This window comes from Celeribacter sp. (assembly GCF_048266405.1).
In the GTDB taxonomy this organism is placed as follows: domain Bacteria; phylum Pseudomonadota; class Alphaproteobacteria; order Rhodobacterales; family Rhodobacteraceae; genus Celeribacter.
The window spans coordinates 1-17,240 of sequence record NZ_JBLWZO010000008.1 but is presented as its reverse complement, the minus strand read 5'-3'; the positions used below and the strand labels follow the sequence as shown (position 1 = coordinate 17,240).

The following is a 17,240-nucleotide window of genomic DNA, read 5'->3' as shown; positions in this document are numbered from 1 at the left end:
CCTAATGCGCCCTTCTCGGGGCGCATTTTTAGTTGGGCCTTACATGCGAGCCCCATCTTCGACGGACCAGACCTATACTTCTCTGCGCCCCTACCGTCCCTGAGAACTCCATAGCCTCCCCCCGCTAACCCGCAGCAAGGGTTTCACTGCGGAAGGGTCTCAGCTTGATGGCGGGCATCCCAAAGAGTGCGGGCCATGTGATTGGCGTCGTTCAGGGTCGGCACAGCCTTAAGAGCAAAGAGCGCAAGAGCCGCGGTACCCGTTACTGTCGATACGGCAAATTCGTCCTTCACCGCCCCATTCCAGAGGCCGCGTAGGTCTACGTCCTCACCCGCTTCGTGTAAGCGGCGGGTCTCGTCCAACAAAGCGCCAGCGGATTGCTTAATATGCTCACCGTCGCGCAACCCGAAAATGGTAATCTCCTTTGAGGGGTGGCGTTCAAACTCTCCCCCACCGCCTTTGATAATCGCAAGATCACGTTGCCCCAATAGTGCTGCGGCCTGTGCCTGCAAACTGCGGTAAGACGGGTGGAATACACCTTGCACGCTGACCGGCGCTTGCGAGGGATTCCACATGCGCAACACCGTGTTTATACAAGACCGCAGGCCGAAGGTGTCGCGCAGGTTCAACAACTCAAACCCCACGGGGCTAAGCGTCTCAAGTGGTGTATAGGTCACGCCCGATCCTGCAAGATCAGTGACCTCGCGCACCGACGCGCCTTCCGCCTGATGTGAGTTCCAGCCGTGCATCGACACTCGGTATCCGGCATGAGACACGAGCCGCGCGGCCAAGACGAACAACGGCGCCCCGCGACTGCGTCCTGCGGCATAGGACGGCCAATCGAGGTCCGCTTCGGGCACTTTACCCGAGATGTGGGTACGCATGGCGGCGGTAAATCCTGCGATCTCTTGCGGCGTCTCGCCGCGCAAACGCAACACCATCAAAAGCGCACCAATGGCTTCAGGTGCCGCGTCTCCTCGCAGGATCACCGTCATCGCCTCTTGTGCCTCTTGCACAGACAGCGGGCGCGCACGGCTATTGCCGCGAGCAACAATACGCACGTAGGGCGCGAGGCTCATTCTGCTGCCATCCGTATCGAAGCCTCCGAAATGAGTGCCTTAAGTTCGGGCTTGCAAGAGCCGCAATTCGTGCCCGCACAAGTCTTCTCTCCGAGAGCCGCGACAGACGTTGCGCCCCCCTCGATGGCCGACAATAGCGTGTTACGCCCGACATTAAAACACGCGCAAACCGTCGCGCCGGCATCAGGCTGATTTGCGGCGCTACGCCCTGCGAGCGCCTCAAGAGACGATGCTTCGGTTCCGATCAGGCTGATGATTGCGTTTCGGGCAACGACGACGGGGCGCGGCGCAACAAACAATAGCGCTTCGATCACGCCGTCCACCGCGATGGCGACACGGGTGGTGCCGCTCGACGGGTCGGTTTGAATTGACACATCTGCGTGTTGAAATCCGGTGATATCCTGCGCCTCGGCAGCCCAATCGGCGGACGGTTTGCGCCCTGCCAATTCCATCTGCCAACCAGTGGCCGTACGGGCCACAGCAGCATAGGGAGCGCTTGGCGCAGGCTCGCTGCGGCAGGCCAGAAAGCCATACCACTTCGCGCGGTACACCTGCGCGGTGACGGCTCCTGATTTAAGCGCAGGTTGGCCCGAAACAGGATCGACCACAGGTGCTGTCAGGGCATTGACCGCGCCGTTTCGCGTGCGCTGGCGCGTCCAGTGCATTGGCGCGAAAAGCTGCCCTTGAGGGCCGCGATCGGTTATCAAGGCGCGCAAAAGCGCTGTTCCATGCGCGTTTTCGACCTCAATGATCGCCCCATGCTCCGCGCCAAGTTCGGCCGCATCAACAGGGTGAACTTCAACATAAGGCTCCGCCAGATGCGCGCCCAACCGCCGTGATTTTCCTGTGCGTGTCATGGTGTGCCATTGATCGCGGTTGCGGCCGGTATTCAACGCAAAACGTGATCTTGGTAACTTGGGTGCGCTGACGGCAATCATCCGCGCCTTGCCATCGGCATGATAGAACCGCCCATCGGCAAAGAAACGATGGCCATTACGCGGCCATTGGGTCGGGATCATTTCGGCATAATCCGCATCAGCAAAAATGCTCAAATCGAGGTCACGCCCAGTGGGTGACAAAGCACCATCAAGCGCCACGTATTCTGCAAAAATCTCGGCAGGGGATTGGTAATCAAAGGCCTCGCCAAATCCCATCCGCGAGGCCACATCACTGACGATCTGCCAATCGGGGCGCGCCTCTCCGGGCGCTTCCAAAAACGCCCGCTGGCGGGAAATGCGACGCTCGGAATTGGTGACAGTGCCGTTTTTCTCGCCCCATCCTGCCGCGGGTAACAGCACATCGGCAAGGGCATTTGTATCGGTCTTTTCGATCATATCCGAGGTAACGACAAAAGGCACTCTCGCAATGGCCTCAGCCACGCTGCCCGCATCGGGCAAAGAGACAGCAGGGTTTGTGGACATCACCCAGAGCGCCTTGATTTTCCCTTCGGCGCAGGCCTGAAAAAGGTCAACAGCCTTGAGCCCAGGTTTGGTGCAGATCGTGGGACTGGCCCAAAAGCCCTGTACCGCGGCGCGGTGTCCCGCGTTCTCAATATCGAGATGGTTGGCCAGCATATTAGCCAGCCCGCCCACTTCGCGCCCGCCCATGGCATTCGGCTGTCCTGTGACGGAAAATGGCCCCATGCCGACCTTCCCGATACGCCCCGTTGCGAGGTGGCAATTCAGGATCGCGTTGACCTTATCAGTGCCGCTTTGCGATTGATTTACGCCTTGCGAATAAACGGTGACGACCTTCTCGGTGCTTGCCCAAAGCTCGAAGAAAGCGGCGAGGTCGTGCGCCTTCAAGCCTGTGTCGTCAAGGTTTGTGGCCTGCGCGGTTTCAAGCGCGGCAGCCAAACCGTTTACATGCGCGGATGTATAAGCAGCATCTATCCGTCCCGTTTTTGCGAGATGCGCCAGCACCCCATTGAACAGCGCCACATCCCCGTCGGGTGCGATGGAAAGATGCAGATCGGCCAGATCGCTAGTGGCCGTTCGGCGCGGATCGATATTGACGATACGCATGGAGGACCGCGCCTCTTTCGCGGCGGCGATACGTTGGTGGAGCACGGGATGGCACCACGCAAGGTTCGAGCCGACGAGCACAATCAGGTCAGCTTGCTCGAGATCCTCATACGTCCCCGGCACCGTGTCTGTACCGAAAGCGCGTTTGTGGCCCGCCACGGAAGAGGCCATGCATAGGCGCGAATTGGTGTCGATATTGGCGGAGCCGATAAAGCCTTTCATCAGCTTGTTCGCCACATAATAGTCTTCGGTCAGAAGTTGCCCCGAGGCATAAAACGCAACGCTATCCGGCCCGTGCTCGGCTATGGCCGCGCTGAACTTCTCAGCGACCAGATCGAGAGCCGTATCCCAATCGGTCGCCTCGCCATGTACCATCGGGCGCAGCAAACGACCCTCAAGATCAATCGTTTCGCCCAAAGCCGCCCCTTTGGAGCATAGCCGACCGAAGTTTGCAGGATGATCTGGATCGCCCTTGATGGTGCCATCCGCATCGGCCAGCACACCGCAGCCCACGCCGCAGTATGGACAAGTTGTGCGGATCGCGCTCATGCGGCGCTCCGAGCCTGCAAGACGGCACGTTCCAACAAGATGCGCCCGGCGTCGATACGTGCAGGAAATGTTGCAACGCGCCCTTCGTCCGCACCTTGCGCCTCGCCTGTTTCCAGCGAGATCACCCAGTTGTGCAGCGGGCAGGTAACAGATTTTCCATGCACAATCCCCTCCGCCAGCGGCCCCGCTTTATGCGGGCACGCATTGTCGAGCGCAAAGACCTCATCCTGCGCCGTGCGAAAAACCGCGACGCAGCCAAGGCCGGTTTTGATGACCCGCGCCCCGCGCCGAGGCACGTCATCGAGGGCGGCAATATCGATCCAGTCGTTCATTCTGCGGCCTCCAGTGACAGGTTTGCGAGGGGTCGGTAACGATCGGCTTGCGTCGTGGCATGTTCGGCCCAAGGGTCTTTGCGATAGATCGTCTGGCTCAGCTCAAACCGTTCAACCAGAGCATCTCGCTCGGTTTCCACGCGCTCCTTGATCCAATCCAACCCGACCTTGGCCATCCATTTGTAGATACGGTCGAGGTATTTGGCGTTTTCGCGATAAAGCTGCGTAATCGCCTTGATCACAAGAATGGCCTCGTCTTCCGTGGCAACCTGCATCAGAAATTCAGTTTCCCTGACATCCATGCCGGCAGCCCCGCCGATACTGATTTGATAACCAGAGTCGACGCAGACAACGCCGATGTCCTTGCAGGTCGCTTCGGCGCAATTGCGCGGGCAGCCCGATACGGCAAGCTTCAGTTTATGCGGTGTCCATGAGCCGTGTAGCGTCTGCTCGAGCTTGATGCCGAGGCCCGTGCTGTCTTGCGTGCCAAATCGGCAATGTTCGGTGCCAACGCAGGTTTTTACTGTGCGCAGGCCCTTGGAATAGGCAAAGCCCGAGACCATGCCTGCGGCATTGAGATCGGCCCAGATGTTGGGCAGGTCTTCGCCTTTTACGCCGAGCAGATCAATCCGCTGACCGCCCGTGACCTTGACGGTCGGAACCATATATTTCTCCGCAGCATCGGCTATGGCACGCAGCTCTTGCGGTGTTGTGATCCCGCCCCACATGCGCGGCACGACGCTATAGGTGCCGTCTTTCTGGATGTTGGCGTGTTTGCGCTCGTTGATGAAGCGCGATTGCGGATCATCGCGATATTCCAGTGGCCAATCCGCAAGCAGGTAGAAATTCAGCGCGGGGCGACAGACATGGCAGCCATCGGGTGTCTTCCATCCGCATTCCTGCCAAACCGCAGGCATGGATGTCAGCTTTCGCGATTTGATCATTCGCCGCACATCTTCATGGCTCATATCTGTGCAGCCACAGATCGAAGCGGCCGCCGGCATAACGAAGTCATCGCCCAAGGTGACGGCCAACACTTGCTCGACCAACCCCGTGCAGCTTCCGCAAGAGGCGCTTGCCTTGGTTGTGGCTTTGATCGCGCCCAGATCAGAGGCGCCCGCCGCGATGGCGTCTTCGATTTGACCTTTGCAGATACCGTTGCAACCACAGATCTCCGCGTCACGCGGTAAGGCTGCAACAGCCGCTAAAGGGTCGAGAGGGGTCCCCCCTTGGAAAGCAGGGCCAAAGATCAGCGTATCGCGCATATCCGAAATGTCGGTCTTGTCGCGGATCAGGCCAAAGAACCAATTGCTGTCGGCGGTATCGCCATACATGACCGCACCGACGACCATATTTTCCTCAATCACCAGACGGCGATAAACACCGCGCGCGGGATCGCGGAAAACGATATCCTCGCGCCCTTCCCCTTCGGAGAAATCTCCGGCGCTGAACAGATCACAGCCCGTCACCTTCAGCTTTGTTGCCAGTTCTTTCGCGACGAAGGCATCACCAATCCCCAGCAACGATTTCGCCACCACTTTGGCCTGATCGTAAAGCGGTGCAACTAGGCCGAACAACAGCCCATCAAACTCAACGCACTCACCAACAGCAAAGATATCGGGGTCCGAGGTTTGCAATTGAGCGTTCACCTCTATCCCCCGTGCAACGTCCAGTCCTGCATCCATAGCCAGTCGTGTTTCAGGACGGATACCAACGGCCATGACGACCAAGTCGGCCTCCAACACGGTTTTATCTTCCAGCAATACGGCCTCGACATGGGTCTCGCCGAGGATGGCAGCGGTGGAGGCTTGGCAGATGACATTGACGCCCTTGTTCTGCAAATCGCGGCGCAGAAGAAATCCTGCGCTTTCATCCAACTGACGTTCCATCAGGTGGCCCATCAGATGCAGAACGGTCACCTCCATCCCGCGTTCGGCCAGCCCTGCGGCGGCCTCCAACCCTAAAAGCCCGCCACCGATGACGACAGCCTTGCCCCCTTTGGCGGCTGCATTGATCATCGCATTGGTGTCATCAAGGTCGCGATAGGTGATGACACCCTTCAAATCCTTACCCGGCACCGGAATGATGAAGGGCGCGGAGCCCGTGGCGATTAACAGCTTGTCGTACGACACCTTGCCGTTCTGTCCCGTCACCGTCTTTGCCGCGCGATCAATCCCAACCACATGTTCGCCAAAGCGGCAGGTGATACCATTTTCCGCATACCAGTTGTCATCATGGGTCACGATGTCAGCGTAGGTCTTTTCACCGGAAAGCACCGGCGAAAGCATGATGCGATTGTAGTTTCCGCGCGCCTCTGCATTGAAAAGGGCAATATCATATGCATCACGATTTAGGTCCAGAAGGTGTTCCAACACCCGCCCGGACGCCATTCCGGCACCGATAACGACAAGTTTCTTTTTCATGATCTCACTCCGCAGCCATTGCTTTGGGTTTCGGTTTCGCGCCGTGCTCGTATTCCTCAAGGAAATCGAGCACCTCTTGGCGGTAGGTGTAATAGTCGGGGTGTTCGAGCAGCGCCTTGCGGGTGCGTGGGCGCGGTAATTTCACATCTGTGATCTTGCCGATGGTGGCCTGTGGTCCGTTTGTCATCATCACCACGCGATCCGCGAGCAGGATCGCCTCATCGACGTCATGGGTGACGCAAATCGCCGTCACCTTGGTGCGCGACCAGACCTCCATCAGAACGTCCTGCAACTCCCAGCGCGTCAGGCTGTCGAGCATCCCGAAAGGCTCATCCAAAAGCAGCAATTTGGGCGAGAGGGCAAAGGCGCGGGCAATGCCCACGCGTTGCTTCATCCCGTTGGACAGGCTGGCGGCATTCTTATCCATACTATCGGCCAACCCGACCCGTTCGAGATAGTATTCTACCACATCCTGCCGTTCGGCCTGAGAGGCTTTGGGGTAAACCTTGTCCACCCCGATTGCGACATTCTCTTTGGCCGAAAGCCACGGAAACAAGTTGGGAGATTGAAAGACAACGGCGCGTTCGGGATCTGCGCCCTCGACGTTCCAACCATCCAAACGGATGGCGCCTTTGGAAATCGGGTTCAGCCCCGCAGCCATCGTCAGCACGGTGGATTTGCCGCAACCGGAATGCCCGATGAGCGAGATAAATTCGCCTTTGTTCACTTTCAAATCGAAGTTTTCGACGACGGTCAGCGGCCCCTTCGGCGTCGGATAGACTTTATCGAGCTGCGAGAAATTCAGGAATTTCTCTTCAATCGCGCCCTCTTGCGCCTTGGCAACCGCAGCAGGCACGGAATGGATCGGCGTCACATTGGGCAATAGGCGCGACTTTTCGACATTGGCGGCAATACCCACATCCATCAGATAGGTTGTGACCTGCGCACGCAGGGACTTGAATGCGGGATTGTTGTTCATGGCCACACGGTCGCGCGGGCGCGCAATATCGACCTTGAATTCATCGCCAAGCGTACCATCCGGATTAAGCGCAATAATGCGATCGGCAAGAATAATTGCCTCATCCACATCATTGGTGATCAGCACACAGGTCTTTTTGTCTTCGTCCCAGATTGCCTCGATTTCATCTGCCAGATTGGCGCGGGTCAAAGCATCGAGCGCCGAAAGCGGCTCATCAAGCAGCAGCATTTCAGGGTCCATCGCCAAGGCACGCGCCACATTAACCCGTTGACGCATCCCGCCAGAAAGCTCCGCAGGGCGGCGCGTGGCGGCATGGGATAGGCCGACCATTTCAACGTAATGAGCCACCTTCGCAGCCCGCTCCACTTTAGAGAGCTCGGGAAACATTGTGTCGACAGCAAGTGCGACATTGCCTTGCACCGTCAGCCACGGCATCAGCGAATAACTCTGAAAGATCACACCGCGTTCACGGCCCGGCTCGGTCACGGGCGTGCCTTTAAAGGTCACAGCGCCCGAGGTCGGCTGCTCCAGACCCGCCATCAAATTGATCAGCGTGGTTTTTCCCGTCCCCGAAAAGCCGAGGATGACAACGAACTCACCCTCAGCAACATCAAGAGTGATGTCTTTGAGAACCGAAGTTTCGCCATAGTTTTTCGAGACGTTTTTGAATTGAAGAATTCCCATATCGGTCACCGGTTGTTTGAAAAGGTGAACATGGACTGGAGCGCAAACATCACGCGATCCAGAAGGAAGCCGATGATGCCGATGGTGAACACCGCGACCATGATGCGTGCGAGCGATTGCGAGCTGCCGTTCTGGAATTCATCCCAGACGAATTTGCCAAGACCGGGGTTCTGGGCCAGCATTTCTGCGGCAATCAGTACCATCCAGCCAACACCAAGAGACAGGCGCAAACCGGTGAAAATGAGCGGCAAGGCAGAAGGCAGCACCAGTTTGGTGATCTTGGTATAGGTGTTCATTTTCAACACGCGGCTGACGCTGACGAGGTCTTTGTCGATACTGGCCACGCCAAGGGCAGTATTGATCAGCGTGGGCCAAAGCGAGCAGAGCGTCACCGTGATGGCCGAAATCAGGAAGGATTTTGAGAACATCCCATCGCTGTTGGTATAGGTGGCCGAAACGATCATTGTGACAATCGGCAACCACGCCAGCGGCGAGACGGGTTTGAAAATCTGGATCAGCGGATTCAGGGCAGCATTGGCCGTGACAGAAAGACCTGCGGCGATGCCGAGAGGAATGGCCACGATGGAGGCGATCAGAAACCCGAAAAAGACGGTTTTGATCGATGTCCAAATCTGATCGTAATAGGTCGGCTTGCCAGTGTAGACGCGGTCACGGACCTTGTCGGGCTCGCCATTGGCGATGTGCTCGGCGTTGCGCTCGCTCTGGCGCTCATAAAACGCCATTTCGCGCTCCCCTTCGCGCACAGCATCCGCACGCAATTCGCCAACCTGCTTCCAGACCTGCGCCGGCCCGGGGACCGCACCAAGAGAGGTCTGCACCTTCGGCGCCAACGAGGCCCACAGACCAATAAACAAAGCAATAGCCAATAGCGGCACACCCAGAAGACGCCAGATGTCCCCTGCCTGCGCGCGCGGATTGTCACCTGCCGCAGCTTTGAGAATTGGCGTCATCCAGGCCAGCCCGAAGACGCGAAACCATGCGTCGGCCTTATTGATGCGGGCAAACCGGCGTTGGCGGCGGGCCTCTGTGTCAAGTGTGATGGGGTCAATCGCGGTCATATCGGGGGTCCAACTGCTGCTTTTGAAAAGAAGGGAAATGAGCCGCCCGCTGCATGTTTTTGCGGGCGGGGAGTGCTTAGCCTTGGATTTCGCCGTCGATGACGGTCTGTCCTGACTTCAGGCCAATCGGCAGGCTATCGATGTAGGCGTTGGGCGTGCGTCCATCGAAGGGAATGCCATCGATGATATCCGCTGCTGGGGTCGCGGCTTTGAAGCCATCGCTCTCCCACGGGAAGCCTGCCTTATCCGCCAAGCCCTCATCAACCAGTAGGCGTGCAGCCTCAAGGTAGATGTCGGGGCGATAGACATCTGCGGCTGTTTCGAAATACCACTCGTCCGACATGGTTTCGGTGATCTGCCCCCAGCGGCGCATCTGCGTGAGATACCAGATCGCATCGGAGTAGAAGGGATAGGTCGCGTTGTAACGGAAGAAGACGTTGAAGTCCGGCGCGGGGCGCACATCCCCCTTCTCGAATTCAAAGAACCCCGTCATCGAGTTGGCGATGACCTCATAATCCGCACCGACATATTCCGAGCGCGACAGAATCTCGACCGCTTCAGGGCGGTTGGCGTTGTCATTTTCGTCCAGCCAGATAGCCGCGCGGATCAAGGCTTTGGTGAGGGCCAATGTTGTGTTGGGATTTTCCTCTGCGAATTCGGCAGTGATGCCAAAGACTTTCTCGGGGTTGTTTTTCCACATGTCATAATCGGTGATGACGGGAACGCCGATGTCCTTAAACACCGCCTGTTGGTTCCACGGCTCGCCCACGGCATAGCCAAAGATTGTGCCGGCCTCCATTGTTGCGGGCATCTGGGGCGGTGGCGTCACCGACAAGAGTACATCCGCACCGATCTGGCCCGAGATGTCTTGCGCGCTGTAGTAGCCCGGCTCCAACCCACCTGCGGCCAGCCAGTAGCGGATTTCGTAGTTATGCGTGGAGACTGGAAAGACCATGCCCATATTGAATGGCTCTCCACGGTCAAGATAGTCCTCAACCACTGGGGCCAGCGCGCTGGCGCTGATCGGATGCTGAGGACGCCCGTCCTCCATCATCGGAACGTTTGGTTTCATCTCTTCCCAGATCTCATTGGAAACAGTGATGGCATTGCCGTTCAGGTCCATAGAGAAGGGCGTGACGATATGGGCTTTTGTGCCATAACCGATTGTCGCGGCCAGAGGCTGACCTGCCAGCATATGCGCACCGTCAAGCTCGCCGCTAATGACGCCATCGAGCAAGACCTTCCAGTTGGCCTGCGCCTCAAGCGTCACGAAAAGCCCCTCATCCTCGAAAAAGCCCATTTCATATGCCACGGCTAAAGGTGCCATATCCGTCAGCTTGATAAAGCCAATAGTCAGGTCTTCTTTTTCCAGATCAAGGGACTGGGCGGTTGCCGAAGTTGCCAATAGGCCAGTAGAGGCCAATAGCATTGCGAGAGTATTCTTCATATTCCGTTCCTTTCACGGCCACGAAGGGCAAAAACAAAAAAGCCGCACGTAAAGATCACGGGGAGGAGGTCCGTGGTCCCTACGAGCGGCTTTGCTCTTGAATGTTGCGCGACCTACATCGGCCTGCGCGTTTTAATGGGCGTCGTTGCCCCTTGCTGTCATGATGGCGAGACCACCGCGCCCTTTGCAATGGAAGTGCTGCATTGCCGCGCTCTTTCTTGCTGCAATGCAGAAGGCGCGTAAAATTTCATCGCTTTTAGTCGGGAAATTCGAAGGTTTTGCCGTTAAAGAAAGCATCTTGTGCAAGAATCACATGGCCCTCGCTTGAGGCCACTTCGGTATCGGCCTGCAACGCGCCTTCCACTTTCTCGGAGGCTCCCGGCAAGTCGGCCCCGATACCACTGAGGTTCTGGCGGTACAAATCAGAACGAAAGCAAGCCTTCGCCTTGTGAATACCTGAGGCGTCTGCGCCCAGTTGTTGAGCGATCCATGCCGCCTGACTGCGCCACGGAAAAGATGCGGCATGTTTGTGGAACTGCACAAAACGCGCCACTTGTTCGGGCGCATGGTTCGGACGGGGCGTGATCTGACCTGACAAGGCGGGATCAATAAGATCGGGCGACATGCTCAAATGCTCGCTACGCGCAAGGATCTCAACGGCAAGCGTCCGGTTTTTGAGCGCATCAAGCCATGCCGAGGCGCGAAAAATCGCCCGCATCAGCCTGCGCGCCGCATCATCTTTGGTCTCGGCCCAATCATGCCGCACGGCCAGCACCTTTTCGGGTGCGAATTGCCAAACATCGTTGCCCGTCATCATCAACTGGCCGACGTTTTGCTGAACCGCCACACTGCCCCAAGGCTCTCCGACCCAAAACGCATCTACGAACCCGTCAGCAACCGCATCAGCCATGCGCGGTGGCGGCACGGTGATTTCCTCGACATCGAGGCCCTTGGCGCTCGATATCCAATAATTCAGCAGCAAGCGGTGCATGGAATAATGAAAAGGAACGCCAATGCGCAATGGGCCGGACCGGCGCGCAGCAAGCGCCGCCAACAATGTCTGCGCATCACCAAATGGCAGATCGCCCAACTCGGCTGCTACAGCATTTGAAACCCCGAAAACTGTACCATTCACGGACAAAACCATCAGCGTATCGATCCGCGCCGGCAATCCACCCAGCCCGATCGACATGGCAACAGGCATAGGAGACAGCATATGCGCCGCATCCAGATGGCCCAAAGCGAGCATATCGCGCAGCGCCGACCATGACGGCTGCGCCACAAGATTGAGAGCAAGCCCCTCTTCGGCAGCAAATCCGAGGTCTTTGGCAATCACCAAGGGCGCGCAATCGACCAGCGGAACGTAGCCGCAATTCAGGACAATATCGCTCATGACAAAAGGTCCGCCGCAGTGACCAGTGCATGAGCCACGTCAATAACCTTGCGATTTTGCCCCATCGCCGTCTTGCGCAGCAGCGTATAGGCATCGTCCTCGGATATATTGCGTTGGCGCATTAGGATACCCTTTGCGCGATCTATTGTTTTGCGGTCCTCTAGCGCCTGTTTCGCCGCGTCCAGTTCCGATTGCATCTGCTTCACGATTTTAAAACGCGCAATTGCCGTCTCAAGAACCGCCTTGATCCGCTCCATCTTGAGGCCGTTAACGACATAGGCACTGACGCCTGCGTTCAACGCCGCCTGCGTCAGGTTTTCATCGGTCTGATCCACAAACAACGCCACAGCTCGCTTGGTGGTTTCTGTCGCAAAAGAGATATGTTCCAGCGTGTCTCGATCGGGGTTGGCAAGATCAATCAGAACAATGTCCGGCATAAACTCCTTTACCATGCGATCCAGCCCTGAAATCTGAGCCAGGGCTTTCACATCCGACCACCCCGCATCCGTCAAAGCGTTGATGATGCCCAGCACGCGCTCGGGGTCAGGCTCTACAACAAGGATGCGCAAGTCACGGTTCATAGGCTCGTCATTTGCGCCGCTCCAAGGAATGTCAATTCCCGGAACACAGCTTGAGCCTCCTCCCTATGCAACCTGCAACCAAATTGAGCACATAGTGCACAGCTGCCCATCTTTTCTGCGCAGATGTGATCCCGGGTAACTGGAAAGCAGGATAGAATTTAGCCCCAACCATTGAAGGAAACGAACACGGCAAAACGCCGGAACTCCTCCGCGCCTCTCTTTACCAGTCTCTATCTCCTTCATAACAAACACTGCTCGAAAGAGATCGGGACACAAATGCGACAACTCCAGAACCGCCAAACGATCCTGCACCCCTAAATCAGCTTCAGGGAACACCTGTCCCAAATGGGGCCCATTTTCGTTCGGGAATGGCAGAAGCTCAGTCACCAAAATATTTAAGTAAAGTATCGATTATAAATAATTTAAAAAAAGAAAAATCAAAAACACCAATCTTCATACCACACCATTTTAAAGGCGATTGTGGCTCATCTAGATCTGGCGATACAGCAAACCGATTACAGTGGAATGGCAATCAACACCGCTTTTCCAAGTTTTGTGTTTCACAATCCGGGTTTTTGCGCGATTTTTGCGTGTAAGCGGAGCATATGAATGACAGAAGGTAAAAAGATGGATCTGAGAGACAAAAAGATTATCGCCGCCCTTCAGGAAGACAGCTCGCTTTCGCAGCGGCAACTCGCGGAGAAGGTCAACCTGTCCCAAAACGCCTGTTGGCGGCGGCTGCAAAAGCTCAACGAGAGTGGCGTTATCAAAGGCTCAACTGTCCTTCTGGACCGCGAAAAGCTTGATCTCGGCCTTGTCGTTTTCATGATGGTCAAGACACGTCACCACTCGGCCGAATGGCTCAAGGCCTTCCGCGCGGCGGTGTTGAATATCCCCGATGTCGTCGATTTCTTTCGCATCGGTGGCGATTACGATTACATGATCAAGGTCATCACCGAGAATATGACCACCTATGACGCCGTGTATCAGCGCCTCATTGCCTCGGTCGAACTGGATTCCGTGACCTCATATTTCTCGATGGAAGCCATCGCCGAGCAGCGCCCGTTAAAAATCTACTGACCACGGGGCCTTGCATGGATAGATACGCGCGCGTTGCGGTCAGACCAAATTAAAAAACCTCATAATTCGACGTTTCAATGTGTCATATGACCCAATATCTTCCTCAATTTCGGAGGAGATTGGGAGAATATCGCAACACAGGCGAGTTAATTTATCTCCACACCCTACCGGAGATCACGATGAATCAGCACCTGCCCGACCTTTCAGCTTTCGACCATTTTCGCGCACTGTTGGGTCAGGATGATCCGATTGACCACCTGCGTGCAGGGCTGATCGGAGAGAATGCCGATGTTCCCGGTCCGAACGGCCCGAATAAAATGATCTACGCGGACTACGTCGCCTCGGGACGCGCCCTGCGTCAGGTCGAGGATTTCATCGCCAATGAGGTCTTGCCCTATTACGCCAACAGCCACACCGAAGCCTCCTTTTGCGGCCAGACCATAACCCGATTACGCAACGCCGCACGTCGGGAGGTACTGCGTATCTGTGGCGGAGACGCGCGACATGCCGCGATTTTCACGGGGTCCGGAGCAACGGCGGGCCTGAACCGCCTGACGCGACTTCTCGGTGTGAGCGATGCCGCACAGGCGGGCAAGAACCCGTTGGTGCTCATCGGCCCCTACGAACACCATTCCAACATCCTGCCGTGGCGCGAATCCGGTGCCGAGGTGGTCGAAGTGCCCGAGGCCGCGACAGGTGGTCCCGATCTGTCGGAACTGGAACGGATGCTTGAGGCTGCCAAAGGGCGCTTGGTCGTCGGCGCCTTCTCTGCGGCCTCGAATGTGACGGGCATTGTGAGCGATGTGGTGGCGGTAACAAAGCTGCTCAATGCCTATGGCGCACGCAGTGTCTGGGACTATGCGGGGGGCGGCCCCTACCTGCCGATCAACATGACCCCAGCGCCCGATGCAGAAATTGACGCCATCGTCGTCTCGCCGCACAAGTTCATCGGCGGACCTGGGGCTTCGGGGCTTTTGCTCGTGCGGCGCGAAGCCGTGGCGATGACGCGCCCGACGGCTCCGGGTGGCGGGACCGTGAGCTTCGTCTCGCCTTGGGGGCATGATTATTCGGGCAATGTCGAGGCGCGTGAGGAAGCGGGGACGCCCAATGTCGTCGGCGACATCCGCGCAGCGCTTTGCCTTCTGGTGAAAGAAGCTATTGGACAGGAGCGGATGCACAACCGCCTTCAATCCATGCGCCGTCTGGCCCTAGGCACATGGGAGGAAACACCGGGGCTGCGCATTTTGGGCAATCCCAAAGCCACGCATGTCCTACCGATCTTCTCCTTCCTCGTGACCGATCCTCAGGGGCGACCCGTCCACCAGCAATTGTTCACGCGGATGCTGTCGGACTACTACGGCATTCAGGCGCGCGGCGGATGCGCCTGCGCAGGCCCCTACGGCCACCGCCTGCTCGAAATCTCTCAATCGGAGTCCGAGCGGATGCGCACGGCGATCCGCAACGGGCACGAGATCGAAAAACCGGGCTGGACGCGCCTCGGCTTCTCCGTGCTGATGGACGACGCAAAGGTGGAAAAAATCATTCACGCGGTCGATGCGTTGGCTAGAAACCCGCAACCCACAGCCTGTCACTACAACGTGGACCCCGCCACCGCGCGATTCTCACATAAAGTCGTGTAGCACGACTCTCGTGTCAGCACGGGGCGGGCCTGCCTCTCGCACACAGCCGCCCTGCCCCGCGACAAAACAAAGGATAAGGCGGCACAGTGGCAGAAAATCCGCCCCGACAATGGAGGAAAGAACGAATGGCTATTCCTGTTTTACAACGATTTCTACGTCACATTCCCGATTACAATGGCACGCCCTTGCGGCCCTAATGTCATTGTGCTTGAACCATCAAACTCAGTCGCAAAGAAAATCACGGAAAAGTAACCAATTAGCGAGCGATTGACCCAAAATCTCTACGGTTATCAGCTGTTACTCACATTGTTTTCACACTAACCTCGTGATTTGATAAACGCGTTTGCACCATTGCTGCCCGCTTGTTTCGTATTGGCAGGATCAACAACAAAAACGAATAGGGACCCCCATGCACTCCAAAACCAGCACTCTTCCCCGCCGCGCCTCGCGCTCGCGTGCCGCCATTGCCGCGCTGACCATTACATCGGCTCTCACCTTCTCGGCCTCTGCCGCTCTGGCGCAGGATTACAACCCGAACGCGGTCATCAATATCGGCTCGCTCTACGAGCCTCAAAACCTCGACAACACCGCAGGTGCTGGTCAGGGCATCAACGAAGCCTTCAACGGCAACGTCTATGAAGGGCTGTTCGTGCTCACCGATGCAGGTGACGTCGAGCCGAAACTCGTCGAAGGCTACGAGATCAGCGACGACAAACTGACCTACACCTTCACGCTCAAGGATGGTGTGACCTTCCACTCGGGCGATCCGCTCACGGCCGCTGATGTCAAAACCTCGATCGAGCGTGTTACGGCTGAAGACTCTGCCAGCTCGCGCAAGCGGACGCTCGCCAACATCGAAAGCATTGAGACCCCCGACGACAAAACGGTTGTGATCACGCTCTCAACGCCGTCGATCTCCCTGCCCTACAACCTCTCCTATGTCTGGATCGTCAACGACGAAGCGGGCGACATCACGGCGAGCGAAGATGGCACCGGCCCCTATACCTTGCAGGAATGGCGTCGCGGCTCCGCACTCGCGATGGTTCCCTTTGAGGACTATTGGGACGAGGCGCCCAGCAATGGCGGCGTAATGTTCCAGTATTTCACCGACGCAACCGCACAGAACAACGCGCTTCTGACTGGCGCTGTCGACATCATCACTTCGGTTCAAAGCCCCGACGCCCTGTCGCTGTTCACCGACAACCCCGACTTTACCGTGTCCGAAGGCGCCTCCACGACCAAGGAACTGTTGGCCTATAACGACCGCATCGAACCCTTCAACAAGGTCGAAGTGCGTGCCGCTCTGGCGCGTGCTGTGGACAATGAGAAGCTACTGAAAGCGATCTGGGGCGACTACGGCACCCTGATCGGCTCCTTCGTTCCGCCCACCGACCCATGGTATGTCGATCTGACGGATGTGAACGCCTACGATCCTGAAAGTGCAAAGGAAATGCTGGCGAATGCCGGATATCCCGACGGGTTCTCCTTCACCCTCGACACGCCCGATTACGACCCCCACCCCGTGGTTGCGCAATTCGTTCAAAACGAGCTGGCCAAGATCGGCGTCGACGTGAAGATCAACATCATCACGGCCAACGAGTGGTACACGAAAATCTACAAGTCTCAGGATTTTGACGCGACCTTGCAGGAACACGTGAACCACCGCGACATCGTTTTCTACGGCAACCCCAACTTCTACTGGGGCTACAACAACCCCGAGGTTGTAGACCTGATCGCAGGCTCCGAACGTGCGAGTTCGATTGAGGAGCAAACCGCGATGCTGACCGAGGCGAACAAAATCATCGCCGAGGATGCTGCAAGCATGTGGCTCTACCTCTACCCGCAGATCGTCGTGTCCAAGTCGAACGTGACGGGCTATCCCCTGAACGGGCTGAACGCACAGTTCTTCGTCTCCGACATCAAGAAAGCCGACTAAGGTCGGTTGTCATG

The 17,240-nt window shown here is 57.2% G+C and carries 12 protein-coding genes; 3 read left to right on the top strand and 9 right to left on the bottom strand.

Annotated features, from left to right (window positions below):
• Positions 1–143 precede the first annotated feature (143 nt).
• The 9 genes from ACN0TS_RS13890 to ACN0TS_RS13850 form a co-directional block, all read right to left on the bottom strand.
• Positions 144–1,079: a glycosyl transferase family protein gene (locus ACN0TS_RS13890; RefSeq protein ID WP_417259963.1), complete on the bottom strand. Its 936-nt coding sequence runs from the start codon at positions 1,077–1,079 to the stop codon at positions 144–146.
• The gene (locus ACN0TS_RS13885; RefSeq protein ID WP_417259962.1) at positions 1,076–3,652 is read right to left on the bottom strand and encodes a molybdopterin-dependent oxidoreductase; all 2,577 of its coding nucleotides are present in this window, start codon (positions 3,650–3,652) and stop codon (positions 1,076–1,078) included. Before ACN0TS_RS13885 ends, ACN0TS_RS13890 begins: the two co-directional genes overlap by 4 nt.
• Positions 3,649–3,984 (bottom strand): nitrite reductase small subunit NirD, encoded by a 336-nt coding sequence (gene nirD / locus ACN0TS_RS13880; protein WP_417259961.1) that lies wholly within the window; start codon positions 3,982–3,984, stop codon positions 3,649–3,651. The genes ACN0TS_RS13885 and nirD overlap by 4 nt, the downstream gene beginning before the upstream one ends.
• Positions 3,981–6,407: a nitrite reductase large subunit NirB gene (nirB, locus tag ACN0TS_RS13875; protein WP_417259960.1), complete on the bottom strand. Its 2,427-nt coding sequence runs from the start codon at positions 6,405–6,407 to the stop codon at positions 3,981–3,983. Before nirB ends, nirD begins: the two co-directional genes overlap by 4 nt.
• Positions 6,408–6,411: 4 nt before the next feature.
• Positions 6,412–8,070: an ABC transporter ATP-binding protein gene (locus ACN0TS_RS13870; protein WP_417259959.1), complete on the bottom strand. Its 1,659-nt coding sequence runs from the start codon at positions 8,068–8,070 to the stop codon at positions 6,412–6,414.
• A 5-nt stretch (positions 8,071–8,075) separates the two neighbouring features.
• The gene (locus ACN0TS_RS13865) at positions 8,076–9,149 is read right to left on the bottom strand and encodes an ABC transporter permease (RefSeq protein WP_417259958.1); all 1,074 of its coding nucleotides are present in this window, start codon (positions 9,147–9,149) and stop codon (positions 8,076–8,078) included.
• A 76-nt stretch (positions 9,150–9,225) separates the two neighbouring features.
• Positions 9,226–10,596: a CmpA/NrtA family ABC transporter substrate-binding protein gene (locus ACN0TS_RS13860; protein WP_417259957.1), complete on the bottom strand. Its 1,371-nt coding sequence runs from the start codon at positions 10,594–10,596 to the stop codon at positions 9,226–9,228.
• A gap of 256 nt (positions 10,597–10,852) precedes the next feature.
• The gene (locus tag ACN0TS_RS13855; RefSeq protein ID WP_417259956.1) at positions 10,853–11,989 is read right to left on the bottom strand and encodes a CmpA/NrtA family ABC transporter substrate-binding protein; all 1,137 of its coding nucleotides are present in this window, start codon (positions 11,987–11,989) and stop codon (positions 10,853–10,855) included.
• Entirely contained in the window at positions 11,986–12,570 is a 585-nt protein-coding gene (locus ACN0TS_RS13850; RefSeq protein WP_417259955.1) for an ANTAR domain-containing response regulator, read from the bottom strand. The genes ACN0TS_RS13855 and ACN0TS_RS13850 overlap by 4 nt, the downstream gene beginning before the upstream one ends.
• A gap of 609 nt (positions 12,571–13,179) precedes the next feature.
• On the opposite strand from ACN0TS_RS13850, the gene ACN0TS_RS13845 reads away from it, so the two are divergent.
• From ACN0TS_RS13845 to ACN0TS_RS13835, 3 genes are all read left to right on the top strand, one after another.
• Positions 13,180–13,650 (top strand): Lrp/AsnC family transcriptional regulator, encoded by a 471-nt coding sequence (locus ACN0TS_RS13845; RefSeq protein WP_417259954.1) that lies wholly within the window; start codon positions 13,180–13,182, stop codon positions 13,648–13,650.
• A 179-nt stretch (positions 13,651–13,829) separates the two neighbouring features.
• Positions 13,830–15,290, top strand: a complete 1,461-nt coding sequence (locus ACN0TS_RS13840) for an aminotransferase class V-fold PLP-dependent enzyme (RefSeq protein ID WP_417259953.1) — start codon at positions 13,830–13,832, stop codon at positions 15,288–15,290.
• Between the two features lie 409 nt (positions 15,291–15,699).
• A complete protein-coding gene (locus tag ACN0TS_RS13835; RefSeq protein WP_417259952.1) occupies positions 15,700–17,226 on the top strand; it encodes an ABC transporter substrate-binding protein in 1,527 nt (508 codons plus the stop codon).
• Positions 17,227–17,240 lie beyond the last annotated feature (14 nt).